This is a genomic window from Roseobacter sp. MED193, from assembly GCF_000152965.1.
Classification (GTDB): Bacteria; Pseudomonadota; Alphaproteobacteria; order Rhodobacterales; family Rhodobacteraceae; genus Pseudophaeobacter.
The window spans coordinates 687,415-713,819 of sequence record NZ_CH902583.1 but is presented as its reverse complement, the minus strand read 5'-3'; the positions used below and the strand labels follow the sequence as shown (position 1 = coordinate 713,819).

Genomic DNA, 26,405 nt, shown 5'->3' with positions numbered 1-26,405 from the left:
AAAGGCGCCGTGCAACGCGGTCCGCCCTAGCTAGTCGCCTTTATTGCCTTTCATCAGTCGATCAGCCTTTTTGCGCACCAAGACGCTGCGCAAATCATGCATGGTCAACAACAGATCATCAGTGACGGCCTCGAGTTGGTCGTCTGTGGCTTTGGTCTGCGCCCAATGCGCGGTGAGGTTCAGATGATCCACCGCCCGCTTGATGTCATCGATATCGCGCGCTGCCAGCACCGCGCGCCGCTCTTGCATCCAGGTCTTGATCTGCGCGAGATCCGTCTCGGATAGGGCGCGTCCACCGTGCGGTTTGATCTCACCATTGCGGATATTGACGGCTGCAATCTGGTCCATATCGATACGACGCTGGCGGTTTTCGGTATCAACCCGAAACACAAAAGCACCGTTTTCACGGACGCGAAAGAAATACTCGGGCAGTATTGCAGCCATCAGATAGGATCCTTTGACTTAGGTAAGGGAGGCACAGAAGGCCGCGATCCGGGCGCAGGCTTTTGTCAGGGCCTCATCCGAAGTGGCATAGCTGACGCGGAAATTCGGCGACAGGCCAAAGGCGGCGCCAAAGACCACAGCCACATCCGCTTCGGCCAAGAGCGCCTTTGCAAAAGTCTCGTCATTCTCAATAACGGTACCTTTTGGTGTGGTTTTTCCAATTAACCCAGCAATCGACGGATAAACATAAAAGGCGCCCTCTGGTGTCGGGCAGGTTATGCCTTCAATGGCGTTGAGCTTCGCCACCACCAGATCACGGCGGCGTTTGAAGGCGACGTTGTTGGTGGCCAGGAAATCCTGCGGCCCGTTCAAGGCTTCAACCGCCGCCCATTGGCTGATGGAGGAGGGGTTCGAGGTCGATTGCGACTGAATTTTTCGCATGGCGGCAATCAAGTGCTCGGGGCCGGCGGCATAACCGATACGCCAGCCAGTCATGGCATATCCCTTGGAGACGCCATTGCAGGTGAGGGTCCGCTCATAAAGACCGGGCTCTACTTGGGCGGGGGTGGCAAATTCAAACCCATCAAACACCAGATGTTCGTACATATCGTCAGACATCACCCAAACATGAGGGTGGCGCATCAGCACATCTGTCAGCGCCTTCAGCTCGGCGCGGCTGTAGCCTGCACCGCTGGGGTTGGAAGGAGAGTTGAAGATGAACCATTTGGTTTTGGGGGTGATTGCCGCTTCCAGCTGTTCAGGGGTCAGTTTGAAATCAGTCTCCAAGCTGGCCTCGACCGCGACAGGGGTGCCACCGGCCAGCAGCACCATATCTGGATAGCTCACCCAATAGGGCGCAGGGATGAGGACTTCGTCGCCAGGATTCAGGGTCGCCATCAAAGCATTATAGAGCGTCTGTTTGCCGCCCGTGCCGACCGAGACCTGAGCTGGCTCATAGGAAAGACCGTTTTCGCGCTCAAACTTGGCGCAGATCGCTTGCTTCAGCTCGATGATCCCATCTGGCGCGGTGTATTTGGTCTTGCCAGCTGCGATGGCAGCAACCGCGGCGTCTTTGATGTTCTGAGGCGTGTCAAAATCGGGTTCGCCGGCGCTTAACCCTATGACATCACGGCCTGCGGCCTTCAGCTCTGCCGCCATAGCGGTGATCGCAATTGTGGGCGACGGTTTTACACGCTCGAGGGTCTTGGAGAGGAAAGACATGGCGGTTGGTCCCTGTTTGAATGTTCTTGGTAACTGTCATAGGGTGCCACCAAAATTCGATCAAGCAGCATTGATAAAGACGAGAAACGGAGATGGCAAATGGCTGACGAAACAACAGATTGGTTCGGACCTGAGGCGGCGACCTTTGGGGATCGCGTTGCGGCGGCCCGTGAAGCCGCTGATATGACCCAGGCCCAGCTTGCCCGTCGCCTTGGCGTCAAGAAAACCACGCTGATGGGCTGGGAACAGGACCTGTCGGAACCACGGGCGAACAAACTGTCTATGGTCTCGGGGTTGCTCAATGTTTCCATGTCCTGGTTGCTGACCGGCGAGGGCGAAGGAATGTCGGAGCCCAGCGAGATGGATTTGGATGTGGGCGATTTTGCCGGTGTCCTGCAAGAACTGCGGGCTTTGCGCAACGAGATGCGCAGTAATGCTGAACGCGCAGCGCGCCTGGAGAAGAAACTCCGCACGCTGGTGCACAGTTCTTCTACCACGTGAGGCGGATGGCATGACCGACGCGACAGAACTGTACGAACATCGGCTAAAGCGGCTCAAGATGCGGTCGATGCGGCGTGGTATCAAAGAGATGGACATTTTGTTGACCGCCTATGCTGATGCCAACCTGCCCGCGATGGATGCGGCCAAGCTGGATCTCTATGATCAGCTGCTGCATGAGAATGACCAGGATCTCTATCAATGGGTTACCGGCCAGGTGGCAACGCCCAGCCCCTATGAGTCGCTGATCGAAGAAGTCGCGCAAACCCATCAAAATAAATAAAAAACCAGCTTAACGCATTTTTGGGGAATTTTCTGCATTCTCTCTTGAGCAAACTCGAGTCGGAGATGCGAATGAGTATGGAAATGCCAATTGGCCAGCAGGACCGTAAAGGGTTCATGACTGGTTACCTTGAAGCGCTGGCACTGGTGGAGCGTCTGCACCGTCTGCTGTTGGATGTGATCAAGGATGAATTTGAACGCGTAGGCGTTCTGGAAATAAATGCAGTGCAGGCACTGCTCTTGTTCAACGTTGGTGACAATGAAGTCACCGCCGGCGAGCTGAAGAGCCGTGGCTATTATCAGGGCAGCAATGTCAGCTATAATCTGAAAAAGCTGGTTGAGCTGGACTATATGCACCATCAGCGCTGCGAGATTGACCGTCGGTCCGTTCGGGTTCGCCTGACGCCACGCGGTCGCGAGATCCGTGATATCGTCGCGGGCCTCTTTGCACGTCACGCCGAAGGCCTAGAGGGCAAGGATGTTATCAGTCGCGAAGGCATTGCTGACATCACCGGGTCCCTGAAGCGTGTGGAACGGTATTGGTCGGATCAGATCCGCTATATCTATTAAAAAACAGGGCTTTGGGGCAAAATGTCCCCGAGTAAACATCTGGGGCGCGCTAGAATTGCACCGCCCAAAGCACAAAATATCCTGGTTCGGCTGGACACCAGTCGCATCTAGACTTGAAGAATTCGGGTTCGCTAAAAAACGCACCGCCTTGTCCCAAATGGACCAGCGGTGCGTTTCTATTTGGCGTAACGCATTTTGCGGCGGTCTTAGATGGTGTGATCCAGGGGGGAGCCCAGCTGGCGTCACGCAGCCGGAGAAACGATCACCAGTGGCCCGTGTTGCCCATGCTCGTCCAGGGCTCAGCTGGTTCCAAGGCTTCGCCGTTTTGCAGCAGCTCGATCGAAATATTGTCAGGCGAGCGAATAAAGGCCATGCGCCCGTCGTGGGGCGGGCGGTTGATGGTCACACCGTTATCCTGCAGGAACTGGCAAGTTTCATAGATATTGTCGACGCCATAGGCGAGGTGGCCAAAATGGCGACTGTCGCTGGGCAGGCCTTCATCACCATCCCAGTTGTAGGTCAGCTCTACTGGTGTTTCTTCCTGACCGGGCGCAGCCATATAGAGCAGGGTAAAGCGGCCCTTTTCGCTGTCGTAGCGGCGGGTTTCGCGCAGTCCCAAAAGCTCATAAAATGCTTGGGATTTTTCCAGGTCTTTCACCCGAACCATTACGTGCAGATATGTAAGCGCCATGTGTGAGTATCCTTGATATTGAAAACATCTCTCCCATAGGCCCCAGGGGCCAGAGACTGCGGGGAGGTGCCTCTGCTTGCTACTATCTGCGTGGACTATAGGCCAGAACCAATCGATTCGCAGGGCTGGAAGGAGATGGGCTGAATCTCTGCCAACACGCGGCTGTGAGGCGGCGGCAGATCAACAGCCATCTCCAGCAGATCAAGCCCAAGGGGGCTCGTTTCCGGCACGGCGAAAGCTGTGGCCCGTTGGCTGTCGCGCACTGTCTAATAGTCTGCCGCCTCAGTTGCTTGATAGCGCTAATATTTCTGAATGAGCTGTGGCTCCGCCTGCGCTTTGCTTTATGATTGAGAAAAGTGGTCGCCGTTGTGGGCTGACGGTAGCAAAGAAACATTTTTGGAGGCGGAGTTATGCGGCATCCGGAGTATCAGTATCTGGACCTGATGGAGCGGGTTCTAGAGCAGGGGGACGAGCGCATTGACAGAACCGGCGTTGGAACGCGGTCACTGTTTGGCGCAATGGTTCGGTTCGACCTGTCGGATGGCACTGCCCCCATTTTTACGACCAAGCGCGTGTATTGGAAGACCGCCGTCAAGGAAATGCTGTGGTTCCTAACGGGGCAGACAAACATTCAGTCTCTCCTCAAAGATAATGTGCGGATCTGGACCGATTGGCCGTTAGCAACCTATCGCCGCGAGACTGGAGAGGACGTCTCGCAAGAGGAGTTTGAGCAGCGGGTTGTCAACGATGATGCCTTTGCGGCCCGGTGGGGAGAGTTGGGGCCTGTTTATGGCAAGCAGTGGCGCCGGTGGATGGGCGCCGACGGGCGCGAGCACGACCAAATTGCGGGTTTGGTTCGCGCGCTTCGCGAGACACCTGCAAGCCGGCGCATGCTGTTTCACGGCTGGAATGTTGCTGAACTAGGAGAGATGGCGCTTCCACCATGTCATATGGTCTATCAATATCATGTGACTTCGGATGGAAGACTAAATTGTCTCTTGTTTCAGAGGTCAGTTGATCTGCTGCTTGGAAAACCCTTCAACTGTGTTGGGGCGTCCGCCTTGCTGCTCATGCTTGCGCAGCAGGCAGATCTTGTACCAGGGGAGCTTGTTTGGGTTGGCGGTGATGTTCACCTCTATCTCAATCACTTCGAACAGGCGCGCGAGCAGATAAAGCGCCAACCCCGCCCCTTCCCAAAGATGTCACTGTTGAAACGCGCGGCAAGCATCGATGACTATGAGATTGGAGACTTTCAGGTTGACGGGTACGCGCCTCATCCTCCGATATCTGCCGAGGTCGCGGTGTAGCCTAGGTATGGAATCTTAAATCGGTTTTTGTGGACTGCCGCAGAGATCGGATGGCAAGAAGCGTCCTGGGAACGGTTATGCCAGAGGCCATGGCCCGGAAGGGCCAAGGGCCAACCATGCGCAAACTGTCAATGTGGTCCATTTGGGTGGGGGTGATCAGGCGCGGCTATACCGTCGCTTTCCATTTGGTCTGGGTCACATAAACGATGCGATCATCAACGCTAACCATCACATCGCCATCCTGAATATTGACCTGCAACTTCATCGAGCGATTTGCGAGCTCTGCCAACTCACGGGTTTCGTTCTCAGAAAAGTTGACGACCTGAAGGTTTTCAAACCGTGTAGTGCTGTTCTTGATTTTGTCCCACCACACATCTGCGGTCCTGCCATAACTATACACGATCACCTCTTTGGCTTTGCCACAGGATTGGCGTATGATCTTCTCGCTGGGAAGCCCCAAGGCCACCCATAAATCCAGCTCGCCACTTAGGCTTTTTTGCCAGATGTCTGGCTCGTCATCTGTTGAAAGACCTTTGGTCAGTTCCAATTGTTCGTTTGCATTTAGTGCAAAAGCGAGCAGCCGCACCATCATCCGTTCATCCGTCTCGGAGGGATGTTTGGCAACGGTTAGCTTGTGGGTCTCATAATAATGACGGTCCATATCAGATACGGAGAGCTCGACTTTATAAATGGTGGCTTTTTGCGCCATGGTTTTTCCTGAAATAGCAAAGATAGAGCTATGTAGGACGCTGCGTGGCTTTGTAAAAGCGAAAAGCGCTTTACCGCGTTGCCCAAGGGGCGAGCCCCTGCAGGACCGCGACCTGTGAGGCCCTATCTGGGCAAAACAGCGCATGGCCTGCGTCAAGTCACACAGTAGCAGGCCCATTTGAAGCTGTGGGTCGATGTTGATTTTATCTCAGGCGATTTTGCGTGCCTGAACTCTGGAATAAATCCAGATAATATGGCACCCGTTCCCAAGCGAGCCTGCACATGCAGTACTGGCAGCTCACCGTGAATTGACCTCCGCCCCAAGCTGGGGCTTTCGTTTTAAGGCAGACCCCAAGATGATTACCCTGATTGTTGCTCGCGACCGCAATGGCGCCATTGGCAAGGATAACACCATTCCCTGGCACGCGCCTGAGGACCTGAAAGCCTTTCAGCGTGAAACCCTTGGTGGCGCCATTATCATGGGGCGGAATACCTGGGACAGTTTGCCGTTCAAGCCATTGAAGAACCGGCTGAACTTAGTGGTTTCTTCCAATTCTGAAGCCGCGGATGAGGTGCATGGCTCAGTCGCCGCAGCCGTTGATGCGGCCTATGGACAGGGCTATCGTCGTATCTATGGCATTGGCGGCGCGGGGATCTATCGGGAGATGATGCAGATCGCTGACCGATTGTTGATAACAGAGGTCGATATGGTGGTTGAGGGCGCGGATACCTTCTTTCCCGAGGTGACCCTGAGCGACTGGCAACGCAATGGCGAGACCCAGCTCCGCGTTGCCGACCCTGCCTGCACGATGGTCGAATTTCTGCGTATTCCTGCGCATCCGTAAGGCAAGGCTCTGAGAAGGCCAAAATACCTGGCCATCTGGCTTTAACGTCCGCAAACGCCGCGCCCCACCAGCAGAGATTCATGACCTGCGTGGTGGCGTTGCGTGTACCTGCCAGGGGTCTCTGCGTTCAGTTTGAGCTCATCAAGGGTTTGATGTCACCGGCCATTTGACGGCCGTCGCGCCCCTCGGTGAGCTCATAATCCACTTTCATGTTGTCTGCGAGGCCAGTGAGGCCGGATCGCTCAACCTGAGATATATGTACAAAGACGTCACTTCCACCGGCGTCGGGCTCGATAAAGCCAAATCCCTTGGTGGTATTAAACCATTTCACGGTGCCGCTTGGCATTTCCCGTGTCTCCTTCTACTTATATGTTGCTCTGGGTACGCCCAGTTGTTTAGGGGGGACTAGTGTCAGATATTCATGAGCACGGCGTAGCACAGCCAAAACTGTGCCGCATGGGAGCCCATCTGTTGTCACCCGGATACAACTGTTGCATGAGTGGAAAATAAATCAAGTGGCTATCTGCACTCCCTCATGGGTTGTGCTCTTGCTGCATTGAGAAAGGGAAGTTGATGATCCTCTATGGGCTAAAGAACTGCGACACCTGTCGCAAGGCGTTGAAACAATTGCCTCAGGCGCGTTTGGTGGATGTTCGCGGCGAAGGGGTGCCAGCAGAGGTCTTGGCCAAAGCTCTGGCACAGTTTGGTGATAAACTGGTCAATACGCGTTCAACCACCTGGCGTGGATTGAACGCAGAGGAGCGCGGCAGAGCGCCCCTGGATCTTCTGCAAGAGCACCCCGCGCTGATGAAACGCCCGCTGATCGCCCGGCAGGCAGAGCTATTTTTAGGCTGGGACAAGGCCACACAGGCGGCCCTGGTGGCCGACTAGGCCTCTTGATCAGCCATGAAAAAAGGCGCCACTGTATGATGCAGGGCGCCTTTTCTTGTGGATCAGATCGTGGGTTTACATCGGAACAGTTTCAAGCCGACGTTTCAGGATTTTGTCTAGGGATAGGGCTCCGGCGCCCTTGACCACAAGTACAGCCAAAACAAAGACCCAGAACAGGCGTTGGTCCATGATGAGGCTATCTGGGAAGCGGTCAAACAGAGCGCCCAGGGTCTTTGCATCAGTCGCGCCGTGGCCAATCACATCAGTGAGGGACTGAACAACGATAAAGCCAATCATCCCCAGTGAGGCCAGACGGGTGAACAGCCCCAACAGGATCAAGAGCGGCAGAATGAATTCGGCATAGGTGCCAGCAAGTACGACCAGCTGATGAAACACGCCAAATTCGGAGACGTCATAGCCGACCGCTTCGAGCTGTTTCGGAAAGATCTGCGAATAGGCACCAATTGAGGGGCTAAACAGTCCGAAAAGGCCATCGCCCAGTTTTGTCAGGCCCGAGTTCCAATAGTACAGCAATAGCGTGGCGGCAAAGACAAAGCGCGCCGCAAGTGGCAGCAGCCAGCTACCCGCTTTTTCGACGAGGCCAAAGATGGCGTTGTGAATGGTGACAAGTGTATGCATGTCGTTACCCTTTGCTTTCTAGTCCAGTGATGGCTCCGGCCTGCAAGAGCAGGGTGAGTGGGGAGCTGAGGTCAAATGTGCTGTCTATGGTGCGGGCCTGGTCCAGGGCCTCGCCAATGCTGTCTCCCTGCATGAGGGCCTCTATCCAGGCGGCGTCGGCTGGGTTCACGACCTGCGGGATCGGATCGAATTCGGGGCGGGTGATTAGGACAGCCTCAGCTCCGGCTTTTGGCTTTGCAGCGCCTGCTTCGGTGGAAAAGCGCCAGATCGAATGCATCGGCCAGGGAGAGCGGATCAGGTGCAGCGCTGGGGCCAAGGTAATACGGCTATCTAACAGTGCTTGTTCGGACTGCCCTGCCAGCAACATGGGATCAATAGGGGCGGCGTCAGCAGCGTGATAGGCATGGCGCAGGGCCAGTTCCAGACGCGCCACATCGCCGAGATATCCCAGATGGCTCAGCTGTTGCATACCTTCAAGAAAGGCGGGGAATTCAACACCGTAAAACATCATCAGTGGCGAGCTGGGCGGATGGGCGCGCAGAAAGAGACCCGACAGCCCATCCATGTTTTCCTTGCCCAGCAATTTGGCGACCACCGGAAAGGCGCTGTGCATCGCCTCGGTAAGGGAAACGGCCACATTGTTGCGGTAAACGGAAAACCTCTGTCCGGCAGCGGCGCCTTCATGATCCACCAACCCCAGGGGCACATCCTGGGTGGCATCCATCATCGCCTGGGTGAATGTTGCTTGATCAACAGACCCCAGTGCGGTTTTCGGATCTGTCTGGGTCATCCCGTGGCCCTTTTGGCAGCCGAGCTGGCCGTTCCTGAGTTTGGTAGCCCACTGAGAGCAAAGGCCGCCCGTTCAGCTTCAGCAGCCAGGGTCGGCCAATCTGGCACGTCATTGTCCCATTCTATCAGCACGGGTTTGGGACCAGAGCGCTCCAGAGTATAATCCAGCAGCGCCCAGACCGGATCGACCACTGCACGGCCATGGCTGTCGATTAACAGCGGTCGGCCCTGATCGTCCTCATCCTCGTCGTGGCCACCCAGATGGATTTCCCCAACCTTGTCGAGCGCAAAGGCGTCGATATAACCTTGGGGTGAAAAATCTAAGTTGGTGGCAGAGACAAAGACATTGTTCACATCCAGCAGCAGGCCGCAGCCGGTGCGGCGACTGATTTCTGCCAGGAACGCCGGTTCAGACCAAGTGCTCTCCGTAAAGGCGAGATAGCTGGAGGGGTTTTCCAGCAGCATGGGGCGGTTGATTGCCTCTTGCAACTGATCAATATGGGTGCAGACCCGGTCCAGCGTGGCATTCGTATAGGGCAGCGGAAGCAGGTCGTTGTAAAAATGGCCGTCATGGGTCGACCAGGCGAGATGTTCGGAAAAACTCGCTGGTTTGAGCCAGTTCACCAGGTGTTTTAATCGGGACAGATGTTGCGGATCAAGCGGGGCTTCGCCGCCAATCGACAGACCAACACCGTGTACCGAGATAGCAAATTTCTCAGCCAAATGGCGCAGTTGAGCCAGAGGACGCCCGCCCGCACCCATGTAGTTTTCCGCGTGGATTTCCAACCATTGCACTGGCTCTGCCTGTTCCATGATTTCCGCGAAATGCTGTGGCTTGTAGCCGACGCCGGGCGCGTCTGGCAGGCCGCAATTGGGAGAGAAGGATTGAAGCATAACAGATCTCGTGTTTGGCGGATCCGATCAAAGCAGATCATAGGGCAGAGGGGCGGAGAGGCCAAAGCGGCGTTCAGCTGGCTGACCTAGCTGGTCCGAATGCGCCAGTGAAAACCGGATGGCCAAAGCAAGAGAGCCGCATGATGGCCGCCCTCTTGGCGTCGTTTCAGTGACCTGGATTATGCAGGCAGGTCACGCTCCAGAGCATCCAGCGAGCCGGTCCGCTTGCCGCCATCTGCAAGGTCAGGCAGGTCAATATCGGCGCAGGTTCCAGCGTCTACCAGAGTCCAGGCATTGCCCTGATAGTCAACGGTAGAGGTTCCGGCGCAGGTTGTGCCGGGACCGGCGGCGCAGTCATTTTGACCGGCAAGGGAGACACCATAGCACTTCTCTTTGGTGCCTGCAGCGGCGGGCAGGGTGGAGGCTGCGGTCAGAGCGGCGGCAACGGCACTTGCAACGGCGAGAGATTTGGAAGTTTTCGACATCTCATGAATTCCTTTTGGTTAGGCTTGCGCTGTCTTGTTGACATGAAAAACCTAACCCGAGGAGTACAAGAGTTTAAGTCACGAGAGCGTGTCTCACGGGCGCGTCAGTACCTGTGACTGAGGGGGCCTGCCTAGATGCTTGAAAATAAGGGGCATTTTGAAGCGTTGAAACAAAGCGGCCCCCAAATGGGGGCCGCTGAGATGAGATTTCTGAGCAAATGTTACAAAAGGTCTGGTGCCGTTGCTTCGACCCCAAGGGCCTTTGTAACATTCTCGAGACTATCAACGCGGGTCTGCTTTTCACCAAGACGGCGGATCGAGACGGTGCGCTCCTCCACTTCGCGATGGCCAATGGCCAGGATCACCGGCACTTTGCCCAGCGAATGTTCGCGGACTTTGTAGTTGATCTTCTCGTTGCGGATATCCGCTTCGGCCCGAACACCTGCTGCCTGCAGTTCGGTAACGACCTCATGCACGTAGTCATCCGCATCCGAGGTGATGGAGGCGACCACTACCTGACGCGGGGCCAGCCAGAAGGGCAGCTTGCCGGCATGTTCTTCGATCAGAATGCCGATGAAGCGTTCGAAAGAGCCGAGGGTTGCACGGTGCAGCATGAAGGGGCGGTGTTTGTTGCCGTCGGCACCGATGAAATTGGCCTCCAGACGTTCCGGCAGGTTGGGGTCAACCTGCAGCGTCCCGCATTGCCAGTTCCGGCCAATGGCATCGGTCAGGGTGAACTCCAGCTTGGGGCCGTAGAACGCGCCTTCACCTTCCAGCAACTCATACTCATACCCTGCGGCCTTGCAGGCATCGCCCAGGGCCTTTTCCACCAGATCCCAGCTTTCATCAGAGCCGATGCGCTTTTCGGGACGGGTGGAGAGCTTGATGGTCCAGTTGTGGAAGCCGAGATCGGCATAGACCTTGGAGAGGAAGGCGATGAATTTGGCGGTTTCCGACTCGATCTGGTCTTCGGCGCAGAAAATATGGCCATCATCCTGGGTAAAGCCGCGCACCCGCATGATGCCATGCAGCGCGCCCGAGGGCTCGTAGCGGGCGCAGGAACCGAATTCGGCCATGCGCAGCGGCAGGTCGCGATAGCTCTTGAGGCCCTGATTGAACACCTGCACATGGCAGGGGCAATTCATCGGCTTCAGCGCGTTCACTGCCTTTTCACGAGCGTGCTCTTCGTCGACTTCAACGATGAACATGTTCTCTTGATACTTATCCCAATGGCCCGAGGCCTCCCAGAGTTTGCGGTCCACCACCTGGGGGGTGTTTACCTCGACATAGCCGTCGCGTTCCTGCATGCGGCGCATGTAGTCCTGCAGGGTGGTGTAGATCTTCCAGCCGTTTGGATGCCAGAACACCTGGCCAGGGGCCTCTTCCTGCATGTGATAGAGATTCATTTCGCGGCCCAGTTTGCGGTGGTCGCGTTTTGCGGCCTCTTCCAGCATATGGAGGTGGGCTTTGAGCTTTTCCTTGCCGGTAAAGGCAACGCCATAGATACGCTGCAGCATGGCACGGTCACTGTCGCCGCGCCAATAGGCGCCGGCGATTGACATCAGCTTGAAGGCGTCGCCGGGCAATTGGCCGGTGTGTTGCAGATGCGGGCCGCGGCAGAGATCCTGCCAGTCGCCATGCCAATACATCCGCAGCGGTTCATCGCCGGGAATGGCCTCGATCAGTTCGACCTTATAGGGCTCATCATTCGCGGTGTAAAAATCAACGGCGCGCTGACGATCCCAGACCTCGGTGCGCACCGGATCACGCTTGTTGATGATTTCCTTCATCTTTTTTTCAATCACACCCAGATCTTCGGGGGTGAAAGGCTCGGCGCGGTCAAAGTCGTAATACCAGCCGTTTTCAATGACGGGGCCGATGGTGACCTTGGTGTCGGGCCAGATTTCCTGCACCGCGCGGGCCATCACATGGGCGAGGTCGTGGCGGATGAGCTCATTCGCCTGAGCCTCGTCCTTCATGGTGTGAAGAGCGATGGAAGCATCGGCGTCGATTGGCCATTGCAGATCCCAATGGGCCCCGTTCACGGTGGCGGAAATCGCTTTTTTGCCCAGCGAGGTGGAGATGGAGGAGGCCACTTCTGCAGGGGTGATACCTGCGTCGAAGTCACGTGCATTGCCATCGGGGAAGGTGAGAGAGATTTTGGCCATGGTCTGGCTGCTCCTCGTCGGTTTGGCGCCCACTGAACGCCCGGTTGCGGGTTATGTGATGGGGGCTGATGTCGCAGGTGTCCGCTGCTCTGTCAAGATCATGTCCCTGCGTGGGGAGGTGATTTTGGCAGGGGGCGAGGGGCCGACCCCTCGCGCTTCCCGGGGTATTTACAGCCAATGAATAGAAAAGCGCGCCTATCGCATTTCAGGCATGGGAACGCCCTGGCGGATCACTTGCGAATAGTTTTGGGAGAGGCCATGCGCCTGTGCGCGCGAAGTGATACGGCCCTGTTCACGTAGTTCTGCAAGGGGCAAGCGGGTGTCCAGAATGCCCGCCTCATAGGCGTAGGCAGGGAGGTAGCCATTGGCCAGAATTCGCCAATCCAGAGGCCGCTTACCGGTGATCGTACGGATCATTTTCAGGACCACGGTGGTGCAATTGGTGAAGACCGAATTGTACCATTGGGGCTGTTGGGACAGTTGATTGGCTGCCACTACATATTGCAGCAAGAGAGCACGCGCGGTTTGCGCCCCGGTGTTGGTGCGGTAGATATAGACATCTTCGCCCCGGTGTTGGTGCGGTAGATATAGACATCTTCGCCGCGGGCATTGGTGCGGGTGCCCAGTACATCGCGCTCATCTGCAGCGATGAGCACGAGGGTATTGCTTTTGAAGAGATCGGCGATGGGGGAGAAGCCGCCATCGATCTGGCGGCGGACTTCTACTGACCAGGCCAGCTGGTCACCATCAGAAAATCCGAAGCTGATGATCATATGGCCAATGGTTTCACCAGACCAATGAGACATGAAGAGGTCTACACTTTCCAACCGGTCCAGATCATAGCTGCGGCTTTCCCATTTAGCATCAAAATCCGATGGGCTGCGCCAGGTGAAATTGCGGACGTGTTTGAGTGTCAGGGTCGATCCGGTCAGCTCTCCTGTGACCTGGTGCGCGACATCTGGCGCCCAGTTTCCTGTGGTGGGAGGGGTGAGGCTGGCCCACCAGGTAAGTACCGTCGTCAGCGCAAGACAATAGGTGGCAAGGGCACGCAACCGGCGAGGTCGGAACAGGCCGCGCAATACCATAAGGGCCAAAGTGGCAAAGCCGAGGGCCACTGCGCCGCGCGCAAGGGAGCCAAAGGGGAGGCGGTTCCAAAGGGCAAGAGAGGCCCAGCAAGCGGAAAGCGCGATCGCCAGGCAGAGCACAGCGAGGCCACTGCGGTAGAGTGTCTGTGTCATACTGGGTCCCTCAGCTGTCAGTGGCACATCGTTGAGGCTGCGCTATGCGGCCGCTTTTAGCGCCTGTGCGATCAAACTGACAATGCCTTTGCTACTGCCCAGGGAAGGAAGGGTTCTGCCTTTAAAATCCGCCTCTTTCAGGGCCTCGGGGAGGTCCATGATTACATGGTTTCCTGACTGGGCAAAGAACGGCAGGCAGAGCGTATCTGCGGGCAGATCTCTTGCTGCGTCAGCCACAAAGGGCGCTTGTTCGATATAGCAGGTTATCACCTGATGGCCGGGGAGCAGTGGGCGCAGGGCCTGGGCAAAGAGTTCTGTGGCCTCTGCGGCTTTGGGGCCGCGTGCCGAGCCATGGGCCGCAAGCAAGACGGGCGGTTTCCCGAGTGTTTTGGTGCGCTGGGCTTGTAAGGCTTGGAAGAGAACATTCGCCGTTAGCTGCGGCAGCGCTGGATCCTGGCCAAAGGAGGGCAGCTGCTCATAGTGAAAGCCCTGAAGCCGCTTGGGGAGCACCTGAGAGGTGAACCAGCCGTCCGCCATGAAGAAGGGGTAGACCAGAGCCCCATCCTGCATCAGCTGTTCCAGACGTCCTGGGCTGGCAAGAGTGGCTGAGCGGATGTCCCAGTCAGGCAGCTGCTCCGAGACCTGTTGCGCCAGCTGCGTCAAGGCCTGTTCCTGTCCCTCCGGTGCGGAGGGCTGGCCATGGGCGGTGAGAAGGGCGATTTTTGCAGGTCGGGTCTTTGCAGAACGGGACATAGGGGCTCGATGGATCTTTCGGGATTATTTGAGGGGTGAATAGTGTTCAGGGCCGGGGGAGAGAAGGGGGGAGACGTCTCCCCCTTCAAAAACCGGATCCCTAGACCCAAGTCTAGCCATATTCCGCCACAGGGGTTCCGGCAATCGCCGCCATGTTGAGCAAACCGCGCGCTGTGATTGAAGGGCTGACGATATGAGCACGGTTGCCCATCCCCATCAAGATCGGGCCAACCTCCAGACCATCTGAACGCATCTTGAGGATATTGCGCACGCCTGAAGCGGCATCGGCATGGGCGAAAACCAGCACATTGGCCGCGCCCTGCAGGCGTGAATTGGGGAAAATGCGGCCACGCAGCTCGGCGTCGAGAGCTGTGTCGATGTTCATCTCGCCCTCATAGGTGAAATCGCAGTTGTTGTTGTCGAGGATTTCGATGGCGGCACGCAACCGGCTGCCGGTGTCACAGGCGATATTGCCAAACTGAGACTGCGAGCACAGGGCGATTTTTGGCTCGATGCCAAAGCGGCGCACATGACGGGCGGCCCCCATGACGGTCTGGGCGATCTGGTCTGGTGTGGGTTCGATCCTGACCTGGGTATCGGCTATGAACAGCGGCCCATCCTCGAGGATCATCATAGACAGCGCGCCGTGAGGTTCAAAGCCATTACCACCCAGGACTTGGTTCACATAGTTCAAATGCCAACGGTATTCGCCAAAGGTACCACAGATCAGGCTGTCGGCTTCATTGTGATGCACCATGATGGCGCCGATGGCGGTGGTGTTGGTGCGCATGATCGCCTTGGCCAGATCGGGGGTCACTCCCTGGCGTTGCATCAGCTGATGGTAGCTGTTCCAATAGTCATAATAACGGGGGTCATTTTCTGGGTTCACGATCTGGAAATCACTGCCAGGGCGGATGCGCAGGCCCAGTTTTTCACAGCGGGCCTCAATCACTTCTGGGCGGCCAATCAGGATTGGCGTTTCTGTGGTTTCTTCCAGGACCTCTTGTGCGGCCCGCAGGACCCGCTCGTCCTCGCCCTCGGAAAAGACAATGCGGCGGGCAGCAGCACGGGCGGCTTCGAAAACGGGGCGCATAAGCAGGGCGGATTTGAACACGGTCTGGTTCAGCCGCTGCTTATAGGCCTCCAGATCCTCGATGGGGCGGGCGGCAACGCCGCTTTTCATAGCCGCTTCTGCAACTGCGGAGGACACCACTGCCACCAGGCGCGGATCAAAAGGTTTGGGGATCAGGTAATCGGCCCCAAAAGTCAGCTGTTCGCCTTTATAGGCGGCAGCGGCCTCAGCGCTGGTGGTGGCGCGGGCCAGCTCGGCAATGCCTTCAACACAGGCGATCTGCATCTCATCATTGATCTCAGAGGCGCCGACATCCAATGCACCACGAAAGATGAAGGGAAAACACAGGACGTTATTGACCTGATTGGGAAAATCACTGCGCCCTGTGGCGATAATCGCATCTGGTGCAACCTCTCGCGCCAGATCCGGCATGATTTCCGGGTTGGGATTGGCCAAAGCAAATACGATAGGCTGGGCGCTCATCTTGGCGACCATTTCAGGTTTGAGCACATTGGGCCCTGATAGACCTAGGAACATGTCAGCGCCGTCAATGACCTCCTCCAGGGTCCGCAGGTCAGAGGTCTGAGCGAAGGCCGCTTTTTCTGGGTTCATATCTTCGGCGCGGCCTTCATAGACCAGCCCGTGAATATCACAGAGCCAGATATTTTCCCGCTTTACCCCCAGTTTCACCAGCATGTTGAGGCAGGCGATCCCGGCAGCCCCGCCACCGGTTGAGACGATCTTGATGTCCTCAAAGCGTTTGCCTGCCACATGCAGGGCGTTTCTTGCGGCTGCACCAACCACGATGGCGGTGCCATGCTGATCATCGTGAAACACCGGAATACCCATCCGCTCGCGGCAGAGTTTTTCCACGATGAAACAGTCTGGCGCTTTGATGTCTTCCAGATTGATGGCGCCAAAGCTGGGCTCAAGGGCGCAGACGATATCCGCCAGCTTTTCTGGGTCGTTCTCGTTTACTTCGATGTCAAAGCAATCAATGCCGGCAAAATTCTTGAACAGAACCGCCTTGCCCTCCATCACCGGTTTTGAGGCCAAGGCGCCAATATTGCCCAGGCCCAAAACTGCGGAACCATTGCTGACAACCGCCACAAGATTGCCGCGCGCCGTATAGCGGGCCGCATTGGCGGCATCGGCCTTGATCTCCAGACAGGCCTCGGCAACACCGGGAGAATAGGCCCGCGCCAAATCCCGGCCGTTCGCCATCGGCTTGGTGGCGCGGATTTCCAATTTTCCGGGCCGGGGGAATTCGTGATAGCGCAGCGCCGCATCGCGCAGCGAGGGGGTGTCAGACATGAGGGGCTCCAATAAACATATAGTTTAACGTTAAACCATTTGTGACGTCGGGTGAATAGGCTTTTGCTAACCTAACGTGATCTGCACTCACTTGCGCAATGGAAAACTTCGCCCCACTGTGGCGAAAACGACCCGCGATAACCAGCGCGGCACCGGAAAAGGACAGTAGGATGAGCGAAACAATTGCAGAGATGCGCCTGCCAACGCAGGAGTTGCGGGAGGATATTCCGTTTTTCACCAAAGTCTTGGGCATGAAGATGGATATGATCTACCCGGCGGATGACCCTTCGGTTGCTGTGTTTTCTGGCCACGGGTTGAGGCTGCGGATCGACAAGCAGGCCTCAGAGGCGCCTGGGACGCTGCGCATTCTCTGTGATGATCCCGATGGCTTTGCCGATGGGCAGCGGGTTCTGACCGCGCCAAACGGCACCAGGGTCGAGATTGAGGAACGTCATCCCCCCTTGGTGATGCCAAAGACCGTGCACAGTTTTGTGGTGCGTCGACTCAAGGACCAGGCGCCCTGGATCATTGGCCGGGCGGGCATGCACTACCGCGATCTGGTGCCGGATCGTCTGGGCGGGTCGATCATTGCCAGCCATATCCGCATCCCCGACGGGGGGCCGGTGCCGGATATGGTGCATTTTCACCGGGTTGGCTTTCAGCTGATCTTTTGCATCCATGGCTGGGTCGATGTGGTCTATGAGGATCAGGGCGAAAAGATGCGCCTTACCGCAGGGGATTGCTTTATCCAGCCGCCCGAAATCCGCCACCGGGTGCTGGAGGCCAGCGACAATGTGCAGGTGATCGAGATCGGCGTGCCGGCCGAACATGTGACCGAGATCGATCATGAAATGACCCTGCCAACCCCGCATCTTCGCCCCGACCGTGAATGGCAGGGCCAGCGCTTTGTCTACAATAAGGCCGAGGGTGCCCCCTGGCAGAGCTTCCGCCTACCCGGATTTGACGCCCGCGACACCACAATTGCCGAAAACACCAAAGGCGTCGCCGGCGTGCAGGTGGTGCGCCCGGCGACCGCAGGTGCCGATCCGGTCTGGGCCAGTCATGACACCGATATTCATTTCACCTTTGTGATGAATGGCACGGTGACGCTCGAAGGCGAAGGGCGAGATCCCTATCCGCTGGAAGAGGGCGACGCCTTTGTCATTCCGCCGACGATGAAAACCCGGCTCAGCAATGCCAGCGCCGATCTGGAGCTGCTGGAGGTGAGCCTGCCGGGGGTGTTCAACACCACCCTTGGATGACGCGCACTGATCCTGCGCGGGATAGGGGCTTCACCTTTGCTGGTGGTTTCTCCTATCCTGTCGTCTTTCGATCTATTCGCCCTACCTGTTGGCCCTAGCAAGCGAGACCCTGTGATGACCCTGAAAGATGCCGCCCTTGCCGTGCGCAAGAATGCTCATGCGCCCTATTCCAATTTCCTTGTTGGAGCGGCGATCCGCACCTCTGCGGGCAATACCTATGTGGGCTGCAACGTGGAAAATGTCGCCTATCCCGAAGGCACCTGCGCCGAGGCTGGCGCCATTGCCGCCATGGTTGCCGCTGGCGAGCGCGAATTGGCCGAGGTCTATGTTGTGGCTGACAGTCCTGAGCCCGTACCGCCCTGTGGCGGCTGCCGACAAAAGCTAAAGGAATTTGGCGCTGGCGATGTGAAGGTGACCATGGGCACTCTGGATGGTGTGGAGCAAGAGACCACCATTGGCGATCTATTGCCCGGCGCCTTTGATGCTGGTCACATGGCGCGGAGCTGAGCCTCATGGATGCACGCGCGATCATTGCCGCCCTGCGCCGGGGCAGCCAACCCAGTGAGGCAGAGCTGAGCTGGTTTTCCAGGGGGCTGGCCAATGGGGAGGTCAGCGACGCCCAGGCCGGGGCCTTTGCTATGGCAGTCTGCCTGCAGGGGCTGGACCAGCCCGCGCGCCGCGCCCTGACGCTGGCCATGCGCGACAGCGGCGATGTCTTGCACTGGGACCTGCCGGGGCCGGTCATGGACAAGCACTCCACAGGCGGGGTGGGCGATTGTGTTTCACTGCTGCTGGCGCCTGCCTTGGCGGAATGCGGGGTTTACGTGCCGATGATTTCAGGGCGCGGCCTGGGGCATACCGGGGGAACCCTCGACAAGATGGAGGCCATTCCGGGCGTCGCTACTCAGGTCTCTGAACAGCGCCTTCATAAGATCACCGCCGAGGTTGGCTGCGCCATAGTTGGCGCCACCGGGCGCATTGCGCCTGCGGACAAGCGGCTTTATGCCATTCGAGATGTCACCGCAACGGTGGAGAGCCTGGATCTGATCACCGCTTCGATCCTGTCGAAAAAGCTTGCAGCCAGTCCAGAAGCGCTGGTGCTGGACGTGAAAATCGGCTCTGGCGCCTTTATGAAAACCCTTGAAGAGGCGCGGGCTTTGGCGCGTTCTCTGGTCGATACTGCCAATGCGGCAGGATGCAAGACCACGGCACTGATCACCGATATGAACCAACCCATTGCACGGGCGCTCGGCAATGGGCTTGAGGTGGCCGAGGTGATGCAGGCGCTCACCGCAGGCGCGCCGTGTCCGCTGATCGATATCACCGCAGAGCTTTCGGGGGTCTTGTTGACCCATGCTGGTCTGGCGAAGGATGAGGCGGAGGGTGCGCGCCTGATAACCGAAGCCCTGCTGAGTGGGCGGGTCGCTCAGCGCTTTGGTCGCATGGTTGCCGCCCAGGGTGGGCCTGATGATTTTGCCAGCCACTGGCGCCGTTATCTGCCCGTGGCCCCGGTCATCCACGAGGTTTCGGCGCCCCAGGCCGGCTATGTCTCTGCGATAGATGGGGAGGCCCTGGGGCTTTGTGTGGTGCAACTGGGCGGTGGGCGTATGGTTGAGGGGGATCAGGTGGATCCTGCGGTTGGTCTCAGTGATGTGGTGCGTCTGGGCCAATGGGTCGAAGCCGACGAGGTGCTGGCGCGCGTTCATGCAGCCCGTGAAACGGCCGCTCAGGAGGCCGAGGCCGCTGTGCTGGGGGCCATGAGCATCACCGCGCAAGCGCCAGAGCAATTGCCGCTCATCTATGAGAGGATCAGCTGATGGCCCGTGCCTTTCTGGTGGTGATGGATTCTGTTGGCATTGGCGGCGCGCCGGATGCCAGTGCCTTTTACAACGGGGATCTGCCCGATCTCGGTGCCAATACGCTGGCCCATATTGCCCAGGCCTGTGCCGAGGGTCGGGCCGAGCAGGGGCGTACCGGTCCGTTGCAACTGCCCAATCTTGAACGCTTGGGATTGGGCGCTGCTGCGCGCCTTGCCTCCTCGGTGCCACTCCCGGGGTTTGAGACCGAACCCAGAGGACTTTGGGGCTGCGCTGCCGAGGTCAGTCTGGGCAAGGACACCCCGTCGGGTCATTGGGAGCTGGCCGGGCTGCCAGTGCCCTGGGATTGGTGCTATTTCCCCGATAGCGATCCGGCCTTTCCTGACGATTTGACCCGTTTTGTGGCACAAACGGCTGGCACCACCGGGATCTTGGGCAATTGCCATGCCTCGGGCACGGATATCATCGCGCGCCATGGTGCGGCGCATCTGCGCAGCGGTCAGCCGATCTGCTACACCTCAGCTGACAGCGTGTTTCAGATCGCCGCCCATGAAGAGAGCTTTGGGCTGGAACGTTTGTTGGATTTGTGCCGCGCTGTGGCTCCGCGTCTGCATGAGATGAAGGTGGGGCGGGTCATTGCGCGCCCCTTTGTTGGAACCGAAGAGGCAGGGTTTACGCGCACCGCCAACCGGCGTGATTTTGCCATTGCCCCGCCAGCGCCGGTGTTGACCAATTGGGTGCAGGCGGCAGGCAACAGAGTGCATGCCATTGGCAAGATTGGCGATATCTTCACCATGTCCGGAATTGATACGTTGGAAAAAGGCCCGGACGCGCAGCTGATGCAACATCTGTCCCGGGCTATTGATACGGCGGAAGAGGGCAGCTTGACCTTTGCCAATTTTGTTGAATTTGACAGTCTGTATGGCCATCGCCGTGACATCGCGGGCTATGCCCGTGCGCTGGAGTGGTTTGATGCCGAGCTTGGCAAGCTGCTGACGCGCCTGCGCCCCGGTGACATGCTTCTGTTGACCGCTGATCACGGCAATGACCCCAGCTGGCCGGGAACAGATCACACCCGTGAGCAGGTGCCGGTTTTGGTTGCAGGCTACGGGGCCGGATCTCTTGGTCAGCGCGCCTTTGTTGATGTTGCCGCCTCGGTTGCGGCGCACTTAAATGTAGCGGCACTGGGGCCTGGTCGTAGCTTTCTTTGACCATCAGATCAAAACCCGCTTGCCCTGACAGGGGCAGCGGGCATAAACCCGCGGTTAAGGACGTTGGAATTCATAGTAGGAGAGAGCCCAAATGAGCGAACACCTTACCGTTGTTGATCACCCGCTGGTACAGCACAAGCTCACATTGATGCGCGATAAGGCCACCTCGACCTCTGAGTTCCGTCGTTTGCTGCATGAGATCACCCAGCTTCTGGCCTATGAGATCACCCGCGAGTTGCCGCTGACCAATACCTCCATAGATACGCCGATGGAAACCATGGACTCGCCCATTTTGGCTGGCAAAAAGCTGGCGTTGGTTTCAATCCTGCGGGCGGGCAACGGCATGTTGGACGGGGTGCTTGAACTGGTACCCTCGGCACGTGTTGGTTTTGTTGGGCTCTACCGGGATGAAGAAACCCTGCAGCCTGTGCAGTATTATTTCAAAGCCCCAAAAGAGCTCGGTGATCGTATGGTGATTGCGGTGGATCCGATGCTGGCCACCGGCAATTCCTCAGCGGCGGCGATTGATCTGCTGAAAGAAGCAGGTGCCACAAACATTCGTTTCCTCTGCCTGCTGGCTGCCCCTGAAGGTGTGGCACGGATGAAAGAGGCCCACCCAGATGTACCGATTGTCACGGCTTCTTTGGACCGTGAATTGAACGAAAAGGGCTATATCATGCCGGGTCTTGGCGATGCTGGTGACCGGATGTTTGGTACTAAATAGACCGGTCTTTCTGGGATGTTACGCAAAGGCAGCAATCGTGCAACTATTTGCCCGATTGCTGCCACATTGTTGCCAAAGGCGGCTTTACTCATTTGCCATATTCAGGCATTCTGACCCCATATATTGTGGGGCTCAGCTATGAAACTAACAAGAATTGTCGCGCTTGCCATCATAGCGAGTTCTGCTGCGGTTTCCGTCCAAACGGCGGGAGTTCAGGCGCAGACCCTGCGATCGGTCAGCCCGCCAGCACAATTTCCTCCGGCCTCCTATAAGGGAAAACAGTTCGTTGATAGCCGCGGCTGCGTGTATATTCGCGCTGGTATAGATGGCAATGTGAACTGGGTGCCTCGGGTGGCGCGCAATCGCAAACAGCTTTGCGGATATCAGCCCACAGCCGTTGCAGGGACGACGGCGCGCCCGACGCAAAGCGCGCCACCGGAACAGATCACGTTGAATGGCAGCGATACCGCCGCACCCGCGCCAAAACCGCGTAGAACACGCGCGGCTGCGCCTGCTGAACCAACTGTCGTGACCACGACGCGGGTGCGGCGCACGCCACAAACCACCACCGCGCGGGTGACCCCTGCTCCCAAGGCACCGCGCAGAACGGTTGCGGCCCCTGTGACGATACAGGCGGCTCCCGCCGCCCAAAGCCCTCAGCCGCGTGTTGCGGCGCCCGCGGCAACAGGCCAGCCCCAAAGCAATGGCTGTGCCGGTGCCTCGGCGATCAGTCAGCAATACAGCAATCAAAGTGGCGTGCGCTGTGGTCCCCAGGCTAAATCGCCTGTGAGCTATGGAAACGGCAGCGGCATAGGTCCGCAATCTTCCCTACAGTTGACCCCCAATACCAGAGTGTTGCCTGTGCATGTCTATCAACAGCAGCGTCATAGTCAGGATTTGGTGACCCCAGCCGGATACAAACCGGTTTGGGAGGATGACCGCTTGAACCTTCGCCGTGCAGAGCGGGATTTGCGTCCAGCCATTTTGACGAGCCAGACCGAGGTGCCTGCGGGCTATGTCCGGGTTGAGCGGGGGGATGACCGAATGAACCCAATGCGGGGAGTGCGCACCGCCCGGGGCGATGCGCAGATGGCGGCGATTTGGTCCAATGGCCAGCCACGCCGTTTGCGGGACCTGCCTTTGGATCGTCAGGTTGTGACAGCCACCGACACCCGTCAGGACTCCTTTGAAGGTGACGCTAGGGGCGGGCTGGTGCTGCGCCTTTCCAGCCGTTCGGCCCCGGGAGCGACCCTGGACATTCCCAAAGCCTCTCAGTCGCGCTATGTGCGCGCGGCAACATTCTCTGATCGCGACGCTGCCCAGCAGGCCGCCCAGGCCTTGGCGGCAACTGGTGTTCCCGTGCGTCTTGGCAATGTCTCGCGAAAGGGTGTCCCCTATAAGGTTGTTTTGGCCGGTCCCTTTGCAGATTTGAACGCGGCAGAGCAGGCGTTGAGCAAAGTTCAGGCCGCAGGCTATCGCGGCGCCCGGATCAGTCGTTAAGAGCGCAGGTTAAGAGGCGCAGGCCAGAAAGCAGCAGGCCGTATCTGCGGTGTGCTGCTTTTTTCATGGGCCTTGTGAGTGCTTTGCTTGGCTCTGTCGTTGAGGCGCGCGACGGGTTTGTTCTTGTAATCGAACTGCAGTATTTGGCGGCCTTTGGCATCTTTCCCTAACAGGCGGCAGCGTCGGGACACAAAAGAGGGACGCAGGAAAGAGGACGTTACTGGAAGGCCTTAGCCGCAGATGTTTTGCAGCTGCACCCAGTCGCGATCATTCAGTACGGGTTCCAGCACCCGACCAGCCATTGGGTCGGCCTCGATCAGGCCCAGCGTGGTCTCTCCGGTGATATCCAGCGCATAGGCATAGGGCGTCGAGGGGATGGCCGCGCGGGCAAATTCAGCCAGCAACAGGTCATCGGGCAGGGCTGGACGCGGTGCTGCCAGCACGGTCTCGGAATAGCGGTCCAGGGTCTCGCGGGTTAGCTCTCCGGTGGTGAGCAACCGAAATGAGGCCAGAAAACCCCCAGCCTCTAGAAGCTCAGCCAGAGGGTCGCGCATCTGTGCACGGGCGCGCTCTGCCAGGATCGCCCCTGCTGCGACTGCGGGGTCCTCGTGGTCCTCGACCAGGCTGCGGTTGAGCAGGACAATACCGCCGGGCAGATGCAGGCTGCTGGCGACGCCGGACGGCATGATGACCAGTTGTCGCAGGTCCGTGCGCTGCGCCAGTTTGGCCAGGATCGGTGTCGCCTCTGGCGTGGCGCAGGCCTGCCCTGACACACGTTCGATCCGGCCTAGAAGCGCTTGGCCAATCGCCTTTGTCTTGATGTCTGGAACCACTTTGACCGCGTGGTTCTGCATCAGACTAGGCAGTCCAAAAAGCACCAGCAGCGCCACCAGGGCGAGACTGCCAAGGATGCTCACCACCCGCAGTCGACCCGGATGTGGCCTGGCACGCTCTATGGCCTGGCGTACCCTTTCAATGGCCTCCAGCATGGTTTTTTCATCTTCGGGGATTTCCAGCACTTCGCCGGGGTCGCCATCTGGGTGAAACAGAGCAGGAAAGGCACCAGGATTGGCACGTTCCACCGCCGCAAGCGACCAATGCGCCAAGACCCGGTCCTGCAAATCAGAGATGGTCAGCGTGGCATCGCCAACTGAAATGATCACGTCACGACGCTGCGCATCTGGGCTCGCTCGCCAAAGGCCCGCAGCCTCAAGTCGTTCGAATTCCCTTAAAACGGTCATTCTGTCTGCCTGTCCTGCCTGTTTTCATTGCCCCAAGCCTAGCATGGTGCACACACAGGCGGCAAATGGCTTTGATTGCCAAATGCCGCCTGTGCCAGTGATTTTTGCCAAATTCGCTGTTGGAACCGCCCCATTGGGGGGCGGTAACGCGGGCTAGATAGATTTAGCGATCTCGCGCAGCTCGAACTTCTGGATTTTCCCGGTGGAGGTTTTGGGAAGCTCTTGAAAGATCACCCGCTTCGGGGCCTTGAAGCCAGCGATTGTTTCGCGCGCAAAGGCGATCAACCCTGCCTCGTCGACCTCTTCGCCCTCTTTCAACTCGACAAAGGCGCAGGGCACTTCGCCCCATTTGTCATCTGGCTTGGCCACAACGGCTGCCAGATTCACCGCAGGGTGGCCCATCAGCACGCCCTCAACCTCGACCGAGGAGATATTTTCGCCGCCTGAAATGATGATATCCTTGGCGCGGTCGGCGATTTGGATATAGCCGTCGGGGTGCTGCACCGCGATATCGCCTGAATGGAAATAGCCGCCCTCAAAGGCCTCGGCAGTGGCCTCTGGGTTCTTCAGATAGCCCTTCATCACCGAGTTGCCCCGCATGACTATTTGGCCCTGATCGGTGCCATTCTTTGGGATCTGCTTCATATCGTCATCCAGCACGGTGATATGATCCATCATCGGGAAGGCAACCCCTTGGCGGGCCTTGATCGCCGCGCGCCCCTGATGGTCGAGATCGTCCCATTTGTCGCCTTTCCACAGGCATTCTGTGACGTGACCATAGGTTTCCGTCAGGCCATAGACCTGGGTGACATGAAAGCCCAGTGTTTCGATTTTTTGCAACGTCGCAGGCGCTGGCGGGGCGCCTGCGGTAAAGACTTCGACCGTGTGGTCAAAGGCGCGGCGCTCTTCTTCCTTGGCGTTGACCAGCAGATTGAGCACAATGGGGGCGCCGCCAAAATGGGTGACGCCATGGTCCCCGATGGCATCATAAATCGCGCCTGGCGTGATGTTGCGACAGCACACAAGCGTGCCGCCCAGGACAGGCATCATCCAGGTGTGGTTCCAGCCGTTGCAATGAAACAGCGGCACGATGGCCAGATAGACCGGGTTCATCACCATGCGCCAGGAGATCACCGTGCCCATGGTCATCAGGTAGGCACCGCGATGGTGATAGACCACGCCCTTGGGGCGGCCGGTGGTGCCAGAGGTATAGTTCAGCGCCAGGCTCTCCCATTCGTCCTGGGGCATGATCCATTCAAAATCATGTTCGGCATTGCCCAGCACGTCTTCATAGGTGGGATGACGACCGGTCGCCTCGAACCCTGCTTGCGGGTCCGGCACTTCGATCAGCAGCGGCGCTTTGCCTTCCATCCGCTCAACGGCAGCTTCGGCCAGGGGCAGGAACTCGGTATCCACCAGCGCCACCTTGGCGCCGCCATGGTCAAAGATATAGGCGACAGTATCCACATCCAGCCGGGTATTGATGGTGTTGAGCACTGCGCCACAGGCGGGCACGCCAAAATGCGCCTCTGCCTGGGCGGGCAGGTTGGGGATGAGGGTGGCGACGACATCGCCGGGTTTCACCCCCATGCCCGCCAGTGCCGAGGCCAGACGCGTGCAGCGGTCGTAATAGGCGGCATAGGTCTTGCGGTGATTACCATAGATCACCGCCGGGGTTTCGCCAAAGACATGTGCGGCGCGGCGCAGGTGCGACAGCGGCGTCAGCGGCACATAGTTTGCGGCGGTTTTCTCCAGGCCTGTTTCGTCAGCCATCCATCCCATCAGCTTTCCTCCCATGATTCTGTCGGTATGTCGGTTTGAGGACAGATAATGATGAAAGT

General features: G+C 58.0%; 29 protein-coding genes. 13 read left to right on the top strand and 16 right to left on the bottom strand.

What is annotated here, in order from left to right:
• Positions 1-30: 30 nt before the first annotated feature.
• Both MED193_RS05915 and MED193_RS05910 read right to left on the bottom strand, forming a co-directional pair.
• Positions 31-444, bottom strand: coding sequence for a hypothetical protein (locus MED193_RS05915; protein ID WP_009808754.1), 414 nt, complete (start codon positions 442-444; stop codon positions 31-33).
• 18 nt (positions 445-462) lie between these two features.
• Positions 463-1,665: a pyridoxal phosphate-dependent aminotransferase gene (locus MED193_RS05910; protein ID WP_009808753.1), complete on the bottom strand. Its 1,203-nt coding sequence runs from the start codon at positions 1,663-1,665 to the stop codon at positions 463-465.
• Positions 1,666-1,764: 99 nt separating this feature from the next.
• On the opposite strand from MED193_RS05910, the gene MED193_RS05905 reads away from it, so the two are divergent.
• The 3 genes from MED193_RS05905 (at position 1,765) to MED193_RS05895 (ending at position 3,015) form a co-directional block, all read left to right on the top strand.
• Positions 1,765-2,166, top strand: coding sequence for a helix-turn-helix domain-containing protein (locus MED193_RS05905; RefSeq protein ID WP_009808752.1), 402 nt, complete (start codon positions 1,765-1,767; stop codon positions 2,164-2,166).
• Positions 2,167-2,176: 10 nt separating this feature from the next.
• Positions 2,177-2,446, top strand: a complete 270-nt coding sequence (locus tag MED193_RS05900) for a succinate dehydrogenase assembly factor 2 (RefSeq protein WP_009808751.1) — start codon at positions 2,177-2,179, stop codon at positions 2,444-2,446.
• Positions 2,447-2,517: 71 nt separating this feature from the next.
• Entirely contained in the window at positions 2,518-3,015 is a 498-nt protein-coding gene (locus MED193_RS05895) for a MarR family winged helix-turn-helix transcriptional regulator (RefSeq protein WP_173907544.1), read from the top strand.
• 262 nt (positions 3,016-3,277) lie between these two features.
• Here MED193_RS05895 and MED193_RS05890 read toward each other — a convergent pair whose 3' ends face one another.
• Positions 3,278-3,706, bottom strand: a complete 429-nt coding sequence (locus tag MED193_RS05890; protein WP_009808749.1) for a VOC family protein — start codon at positions 3,704-3,706, stop codon at positions 3,278-3,280.
• A gap of 410 nt (positions 3,707-4,116) precedes the next feature.
• Here MED193_RS05890 and MED193_RS05885 point away from each other — a divergent pair, with 410 nt between their 5' ends.
• The gene (locus tag MED193_RS05885) at positions 4,117-5,013 is read left to right on the top strand and encodes a thymidylate synthase (RefSeq protein WP_009808747.1); all 897 of its coding nucleotides are present in this window, start codon (positions 4,117-4,119) and stop codon (positions 5,011-5,013) included.
• Between the two features lie 166 nt (positions 5,014-5,179).
• On the opposite strand, the gene MED193_RS05880 is transcribed toward MED193_RS05885, so the two are convergent.
• Entirely contained in the window at positions 5,180-5,722 is a 543-nt protein-coding gene (locus MED193_RS05880) for a YaeQ family protein (RefSeq protein ID WP_009808746.1), read from the bottom strand.
• A gap of 355 nt (positions 5,723-6,077) precedes the next feature.
• On the opposite strand from MED193_RS05880, the gene MED193_RS05875 reads away from it, so the two are divergent.
• Positions 6,078-6,566 carry a dihydrofolate reductase gene (locus MED193_RS05875; protein ID WP_009808745.1) on the top strand — a complete coding sequence of 163 codons (489 nt, stop codon included), beginning with the start codon at positions 6,078-6,080 and terminating at the stop codon, positions 6,564-6,566.
• A gap of 127 nt (positions 6,567-6,693) precedes the next feature.
• Here the strand turns inward: MED193_RS05875 and MED193_RS05870 are convergent, their stop codons facing one another.
• A complete protein-coding gene (locus tag MED193_RS05870) occupies positions 6,694-6,912 on the bottom strand; it encodes a cold-shock protein (protein WP_009808744.1) in 219 nt (72 codons plus the stop codon).
• A gap of 227 nt (positions 6,913-7,139) precedes the next feature.
• On the opposite strand from MED193_RS05870, the gene MED193_RS05865 reads away from it, so the two are divergent.
• The gene (locus MED193_RS05865) at positions 7,140-7,457 is read left to right on the top strand and encodes an ArsC/Spx/MgsR family protein (RefSeq protein WP_009808743.1); all 318 of its coding nucleotides are present in this window, start codon (positions 7,140-7,142) and stop codon (positions 7,455-7,457) included.
• Positions 7,458-7,532: 75 nt separating this feature from the next.
• Here the strand turns inward: MED193_RS05865 and MED193_RS05860 are convergent, their stop codons facing one another.
• From MED193_RS05860 to thrS, 5 genes are all read right to left on the bottom strand, one after another.
• The gene (locus MED193_RS05860) at positions 7,533-8,096 is read right to left on the bottom strand and encodes a DoxX family membrane protein (RefSeq protein WP_009808742.1); all 564 of its coding nucleotides are present in this window, start codon (positions 8,094-8,096) and stop codon (positions 7,533-7,535) included.
• A gap of 4 nt (positions 8,097-8,100) precedes the next feature.
• Positions 8,101-8,886 carry a DNA-binding domain-containing protein gene (locus MED193_RS05855; RefSeq protein ID WP_009808741.1) on the bottom strand — a complete coding sequence of 262 codons (786 nt, stop codon included), beginning with the start codon at positions 8,884-8,886 and terminating at the stop codon, positions 8,101-8,103.
• On the bottom strand, positions 8,883-9,779 hold the full coding sequence (locus tag MED193_RS05850; protein ID WP_009808740.1) for a DUF692 family multinuclear iron-containing protein: 897 nt from the start codon (positions 9,777-9,779) through the stop codon (positions 8,883-8,885). Before MED193_RS05850 ends, MED193_RS05855 begins: the two co-directional genes overlap by 4 nt.
• Positions 9,780-9,958: 179 nt before the next feature.
• Positions 9,959-10,264, bottom strand: coding sequence for a DUF2282 domain-containing protein (locus MED193_RS05845; RefSeq protein WP_009808739.1), 306 nt, complete (start codon positions 10,262-10,264; stop codon positions 9,959-9,961).
• 221 nt (positions 10,265-10,485) lie between these two features.
• Positions 10,486-12,432, bottom strand: a complete 1,947-nt coding sequence (gene thrS, locus MED193_RS05840) for a threonine--tRNA ligase (RefSeq protein WP_009808738.1) — start codon at positions 12,430-12,432, stop codon at positions 10,486-10,488.
• Here thrS and MED193_RS23155 point away from each other — a divergent pair.
• Positions 12,431-12,613, top strand: coding sequence for a hypothetical protein (locus MED193_RS23155; RefSeq protein ID WP_009808737.1), 183 nt, complete (start codon positions 12,431-12,433; stop codon positions 12,611-12,613). The two genes, thrS and MED193_RS23155, sit on opposite strands and share 2 nt — an antisense overlap.
• A gap of 14 nt (positions 12,614-12,627) precedes the next feature.
• On the opposite strand, the gene MED193_RS23215 is transcribed toward MED193_RS23155, so the two are convergent.
• From MED193_RS23215 to MED193_RS05820, 4 genes are all read right to left on the bottom strand, one after another.
• A complete protein-coding gene (locus MED193_RS23215) occupies positions 12,628-12,984 on the bottom strand; it encodes a DUF4105 domain-containing protein (protein ID WP_254655490.1) in 357 nt (118 codons plus the stop codon).
• Positions 12,927-13,670, bottom strand: coding sequence for a DUF4105 domain-containing protein (locus MED193_RS05830; protein ID WP_009808735.1), 744 nt, complete (start codon positions 13,668-13,670; stop codon positions 12,927-12,929). Before MED193_RS05830 ends, MED193_RS23215 begins: the two co-directional genes overlap by 58 nt.
• A 42-nt stretch (positions 13,671-13,712) precedes the next feature.
• Positions 13,713-14,423 carry a CbiX/SirB N-terminal domain-containing protein gene (locus MED193_RS05825; RefSeq protein ID WP_009808734.1) on the bottom strand — a complete coding sequence of 237 codons (711 nt, stop codon included), beginning with the start codon at positions 14,421-14,423 and terminating at the stop codon, positions 13,713-13,715.
• 112 nt (positions 14,424-14,535) lie between these two features.
• Entirely contained in the window at positions 14,536-16,809 is a 2,274-nt protein-coding gene (locus MED193_RS05820; RefSeq protein ID WP_009808733.1) for an NADP-dependent malic enzyme, read from the bottom strand.
• Positions 16,810-16,979: 170 nt separating this feature from the next.
• Here MED193_RS05820 and MED193_RS05815 point away from each other — a divergent pair, with 170 nt between their 5' ends.
• The 6 genes from MED193_RS05815 (at position 16,980) to MED193_RS05790 (ending at position 23,323) form a co-directional block, all read left to right on the top strand.
• Positions 16,980-18,071: a cupin domain-containing protein gene (locus tag MED193_RS05815; protein ID WP_009808732.1), complete on the top strand. Its 1,092-nt coding sequence runs from the start codon at positions 16,980-16,982 to the stop codon at positions 18,069-18,071.
• A gap of 114 nt (positions 18,072-18,185) precedes the next feature.
• Positions 18,186-18,578 (top strand): cytidine deaminase, encoded by a 393-nt coding sequence (locus tag MED193_RS05810; protein WP_009808731.1) that lies wholly within the window; start codon positions 18,186-18,188, stop codon positions 18,576-18,578.
• 5 nt (positions 18,579-18,583) lie between these two features.
• A complete protein-coding gene (locus MED193_RS05805; protein WP_009808730.1) occupies positions 18,584-19,888 on the top strand; it encodes a thymidine phosphorylase in 1,305 nt (434 codons plus the stop codon).
• Entirely contained in the window at positions 19,888-21,099 is a 1,212-nt protein-coding gene (locus MED193_RS05800; protein WP_009808729.1) for a phosphopentomutase, read from the top strand. The genes MED193_RS05805 and MED193_RS05800 overlap by 1 nt, the downstream gene beginning before the upstream one ends.
• A gap of 91 nt (positions 21,100-21,190) precedes the next feature.
• Complete coding sequence (gene upp, locus MED193_RS05795; RefSeq protein ID WP_009808728.1) at positions 21,191-21,823, top strand: uracil phosphoribosyltransferase; 633 nt, start codon at positions 21,191-21,193, stop codon at positions 21,821-21,823.
• A gap of 138 nt (positions 21,824-21,961) precedes the next feature.
• On the top strand, positions 21,962-23,323 hold the full coding sequence (locus MED193_RS05790) for an SPOR domain-containing protein (RefSeq protein WP_039965959.1): 1,362 nt from the start codon (positions 21,962-21,964) through the stop codon (positions 23,321-23,323).
• 230 nt (positions 23,324-23,553) lie between these two features.
• On the opposite strand, the gene MED193_RS05785 is transcribed toward MED193_RS05790, so the two are convergent.
• Entirely contained in the window at positions 23,554-24,564 is a 1,011-nt protein-coding gene (locus MED193_RS05785) for a hypothetical protein (protein ID WP_009808726.1), read from the bottom strand.
• Between the two features lie 153 nt (positions 24,565-24,717).
• Positions 24,718-26,346 carry an AMP-binding protein gene (locus tag MED193_RS05780; protein ID WP_039965955.1) on the bottom strand — a complete coding sequence of 543 codons (1,629 nt, stop codon included), beginning with the start codon at positions 26,344-26,346 and terminating at the stop codon, positions 24,718-24,720.
• Between the last annotated feature and the right edge of the window lie 59 nt (positions 26,347-26,405).

Excerpts from the sequence above, each read along its gene's own strand:
- MED193_RS05915 (WP_009808754.1), bottom strand. The coding sequence starts at position 444 with ATGGCTGCAATACTGCCCGAGTATTTCTTTCGCGTCCGTGAAAACGGT.
- MED193_RS05910 (WP_009808753.1), bottom strand. The coding sequence starts at position 1,665 with ATGTCTTTCCTCTCCAAGACCCTCGAGCGTGTAAAACCGTCGCCCACA.
- MED193_RS05905 (WP_009808752.1), top strand. The coding sequence starts at position 1,765 with ATGGCTGACGAAACAACAGATTGGTTCGGACCTGAGGCGGCGACCTTT.
- MED193_RS05900 (WP_009808751.1), top strand. The coding sequence starts at position 2,177 with ATGACCGACGCGACAGAACTGTACGAACATCGGCTAAAGCGGCTCAAG.
- MED193_RS05895 (WP_173907544.1), top strand. The coding sequence starts at position 2,518 with ATGAGTATGGAAATGCCAATTGGCCAGCAGGACCGTAAAGGGTTCATG.
- MED193_RS05890 (WP_009808749.1), bottom strand. The coding sequence starts at position 3,706 with ATGGCGCTTACATATCTGCACGTAATGGTTCGGGTGAAAGACCTGGAA.
- MED193_RS05885 (WP_009808747.1), top strand. The coding sequence starts at position 4,117 with ATGCGGCATCCGGAGTATCAGTATCTGGACCTGATGGAGCGGGTTCTA.
- MED193_RS05880 (WP_009808746.1), bottom strand. The coding sequence starts at position 5,722 with ATGGCGCAAAAAGCCACCATTTATAAAGTCGAGCTCTCCGTATCTGAT.
- MED193_RS05875 (WP_009808745.1), top strand. The coding sequence starts at position 6,078 with ATGATTACCCTGATTGTTGCTCGCGACCGCAATGGCGCCATTGGCAAG.
- MED193_RS05870 (WP_009808744.1), bottom strand. The coding sequence starts at position 6,912 with ATGCCAAGCGGCACCGTGAAATGGTTTAATACCACCAAGGGATTTGGC.
- MED193_RS05865 (WP_009808743.1), top strand. The coding sequence starts at position 7,140 with ATGATCCTCTATGGGCTAAAGAACTGCGACACCTGTCGCAAGGCGTTG.
- MED193_RS05860 (WP_009808742.1), bottom strand. The coding sequence starts at position 8,096 with ATGCATACACTTGTCACCATTCACAACGCCATCTTTGGCCTCGTCGAA.
- MED193_RS05855 (WP_009808741.1), bottom strand. The coding sequence starts at position 8,886 with ATGACCCAGACAGATCCGAAAACCGCACTGGGGTCTGTTGATCAAGCA.
- MED193_RS05850 (WP_009808740.1), bottom strand. The coding sequence starts at position 9,779 with ATGCTTCAATCCTTCTCTCCCAATTGCGGCCTGCCAGACGCGCCCGGC.
- MED193_RS05845 (WP_009808739.1), bottom strand. The coding sequence starts at position 10,264 with ATGTCGAAAACTTCCAAATCTCTCGCCGTTGCAAGTGCCGTTGCCGCC.
- MED193_RS23155 (WP_009808737.1), top strand. The coding sequence starts at position 12,431 with ATGGTCTGGCTGCTCCTCGTCGGTTTGGCGCCCACTGAACGCCCGGTT.
- thrS (WP_009808738.1), bottom strand. The coding sequence starts at position 12,432 with ATGGCCAAAATCTCTCTCACCTTCCCCGATGGCAATGCACGTGACTTC.
- MED193_RS05830 (WP_009808735.1), bottom strand. The coding sequence starts at position 13,670 with ATGACACAGACACTCTACCGCAGTGGCCTCGCTGTGCTCTGCCTGGCG.
- MED193_RS05825 (WP_009808734.1), bottom strand. The coding sequence starts at position 14,423 with ATGTCCCGTTCTGCAAAGACCCGACCTGCAAAAATCGCCCTTCTCACC.
- MED193_RS05820 (WP_009808733.1), bottom strand. The coding sequence starts at position 16,809 with ATGTCTGACACCCCCTCGCTGCGCGATGCGGCGCTGCGCTATCACGAA.
- MED193_RS05815 (WP_009808732.1), top strand. The coding sequence starts at position 16,980 with ATGAGCGAAACAATTGCAGAGATGCGCCTGCCAACGCAGGAGTTGCGG.
- MED193_RS05810 (WP_009808731.1), top strand. The coding sequence starts at position 18,186 with ATGACCCTGAAAGATGCCGCCCTTGCCGTGCGCAAGAATGCTCATGCG.
- MED193_RS05805 (WP_009808730.1), top strand. The coding sequence starts at position 18,584 with ATGGATGCACGCGCGATCATTGCCGCCCTGCGCCGGGGCAGCCAACCC.
- MED193_RS05800 (WP_009808729.1), top strand. The coding sequence starts at position 19,888 with ATGGCCCGTGCCTTTCTGGTGGTGATGGATTCTGTTGGCATTGGCGGC.
- upp (WP_009808728.1), top strand. The coding sequence starts at position 21,191 with ATGAGCGAACACCTTACCGTTGTTGATCACCCGCTGGTACAGCACAAG.
- MED193_RS05790 (WP_039965959.1), top strand. The coding sequence starts at position 21,962 with ATGAAACTAACAAGAATTGTCGCGCTTGCCATCATAGCGAGTTCTGCT.
- MED193_RS05785 (WP_009808726.1), bottom strand. The coding sequence starts at position 24,564 with ATGACCGTTTTAAGGGAATTCGAACGACTTGAGGCTGCGGGCCTTTGG.
- MED193_RS05780 (WP_039965955.1), bottom strand. The coding sequence starts at position 26,346 with ATGGGATGGATGGCTGACGAAACAGGCCTGGAGAAAACCGCCGCAAAC.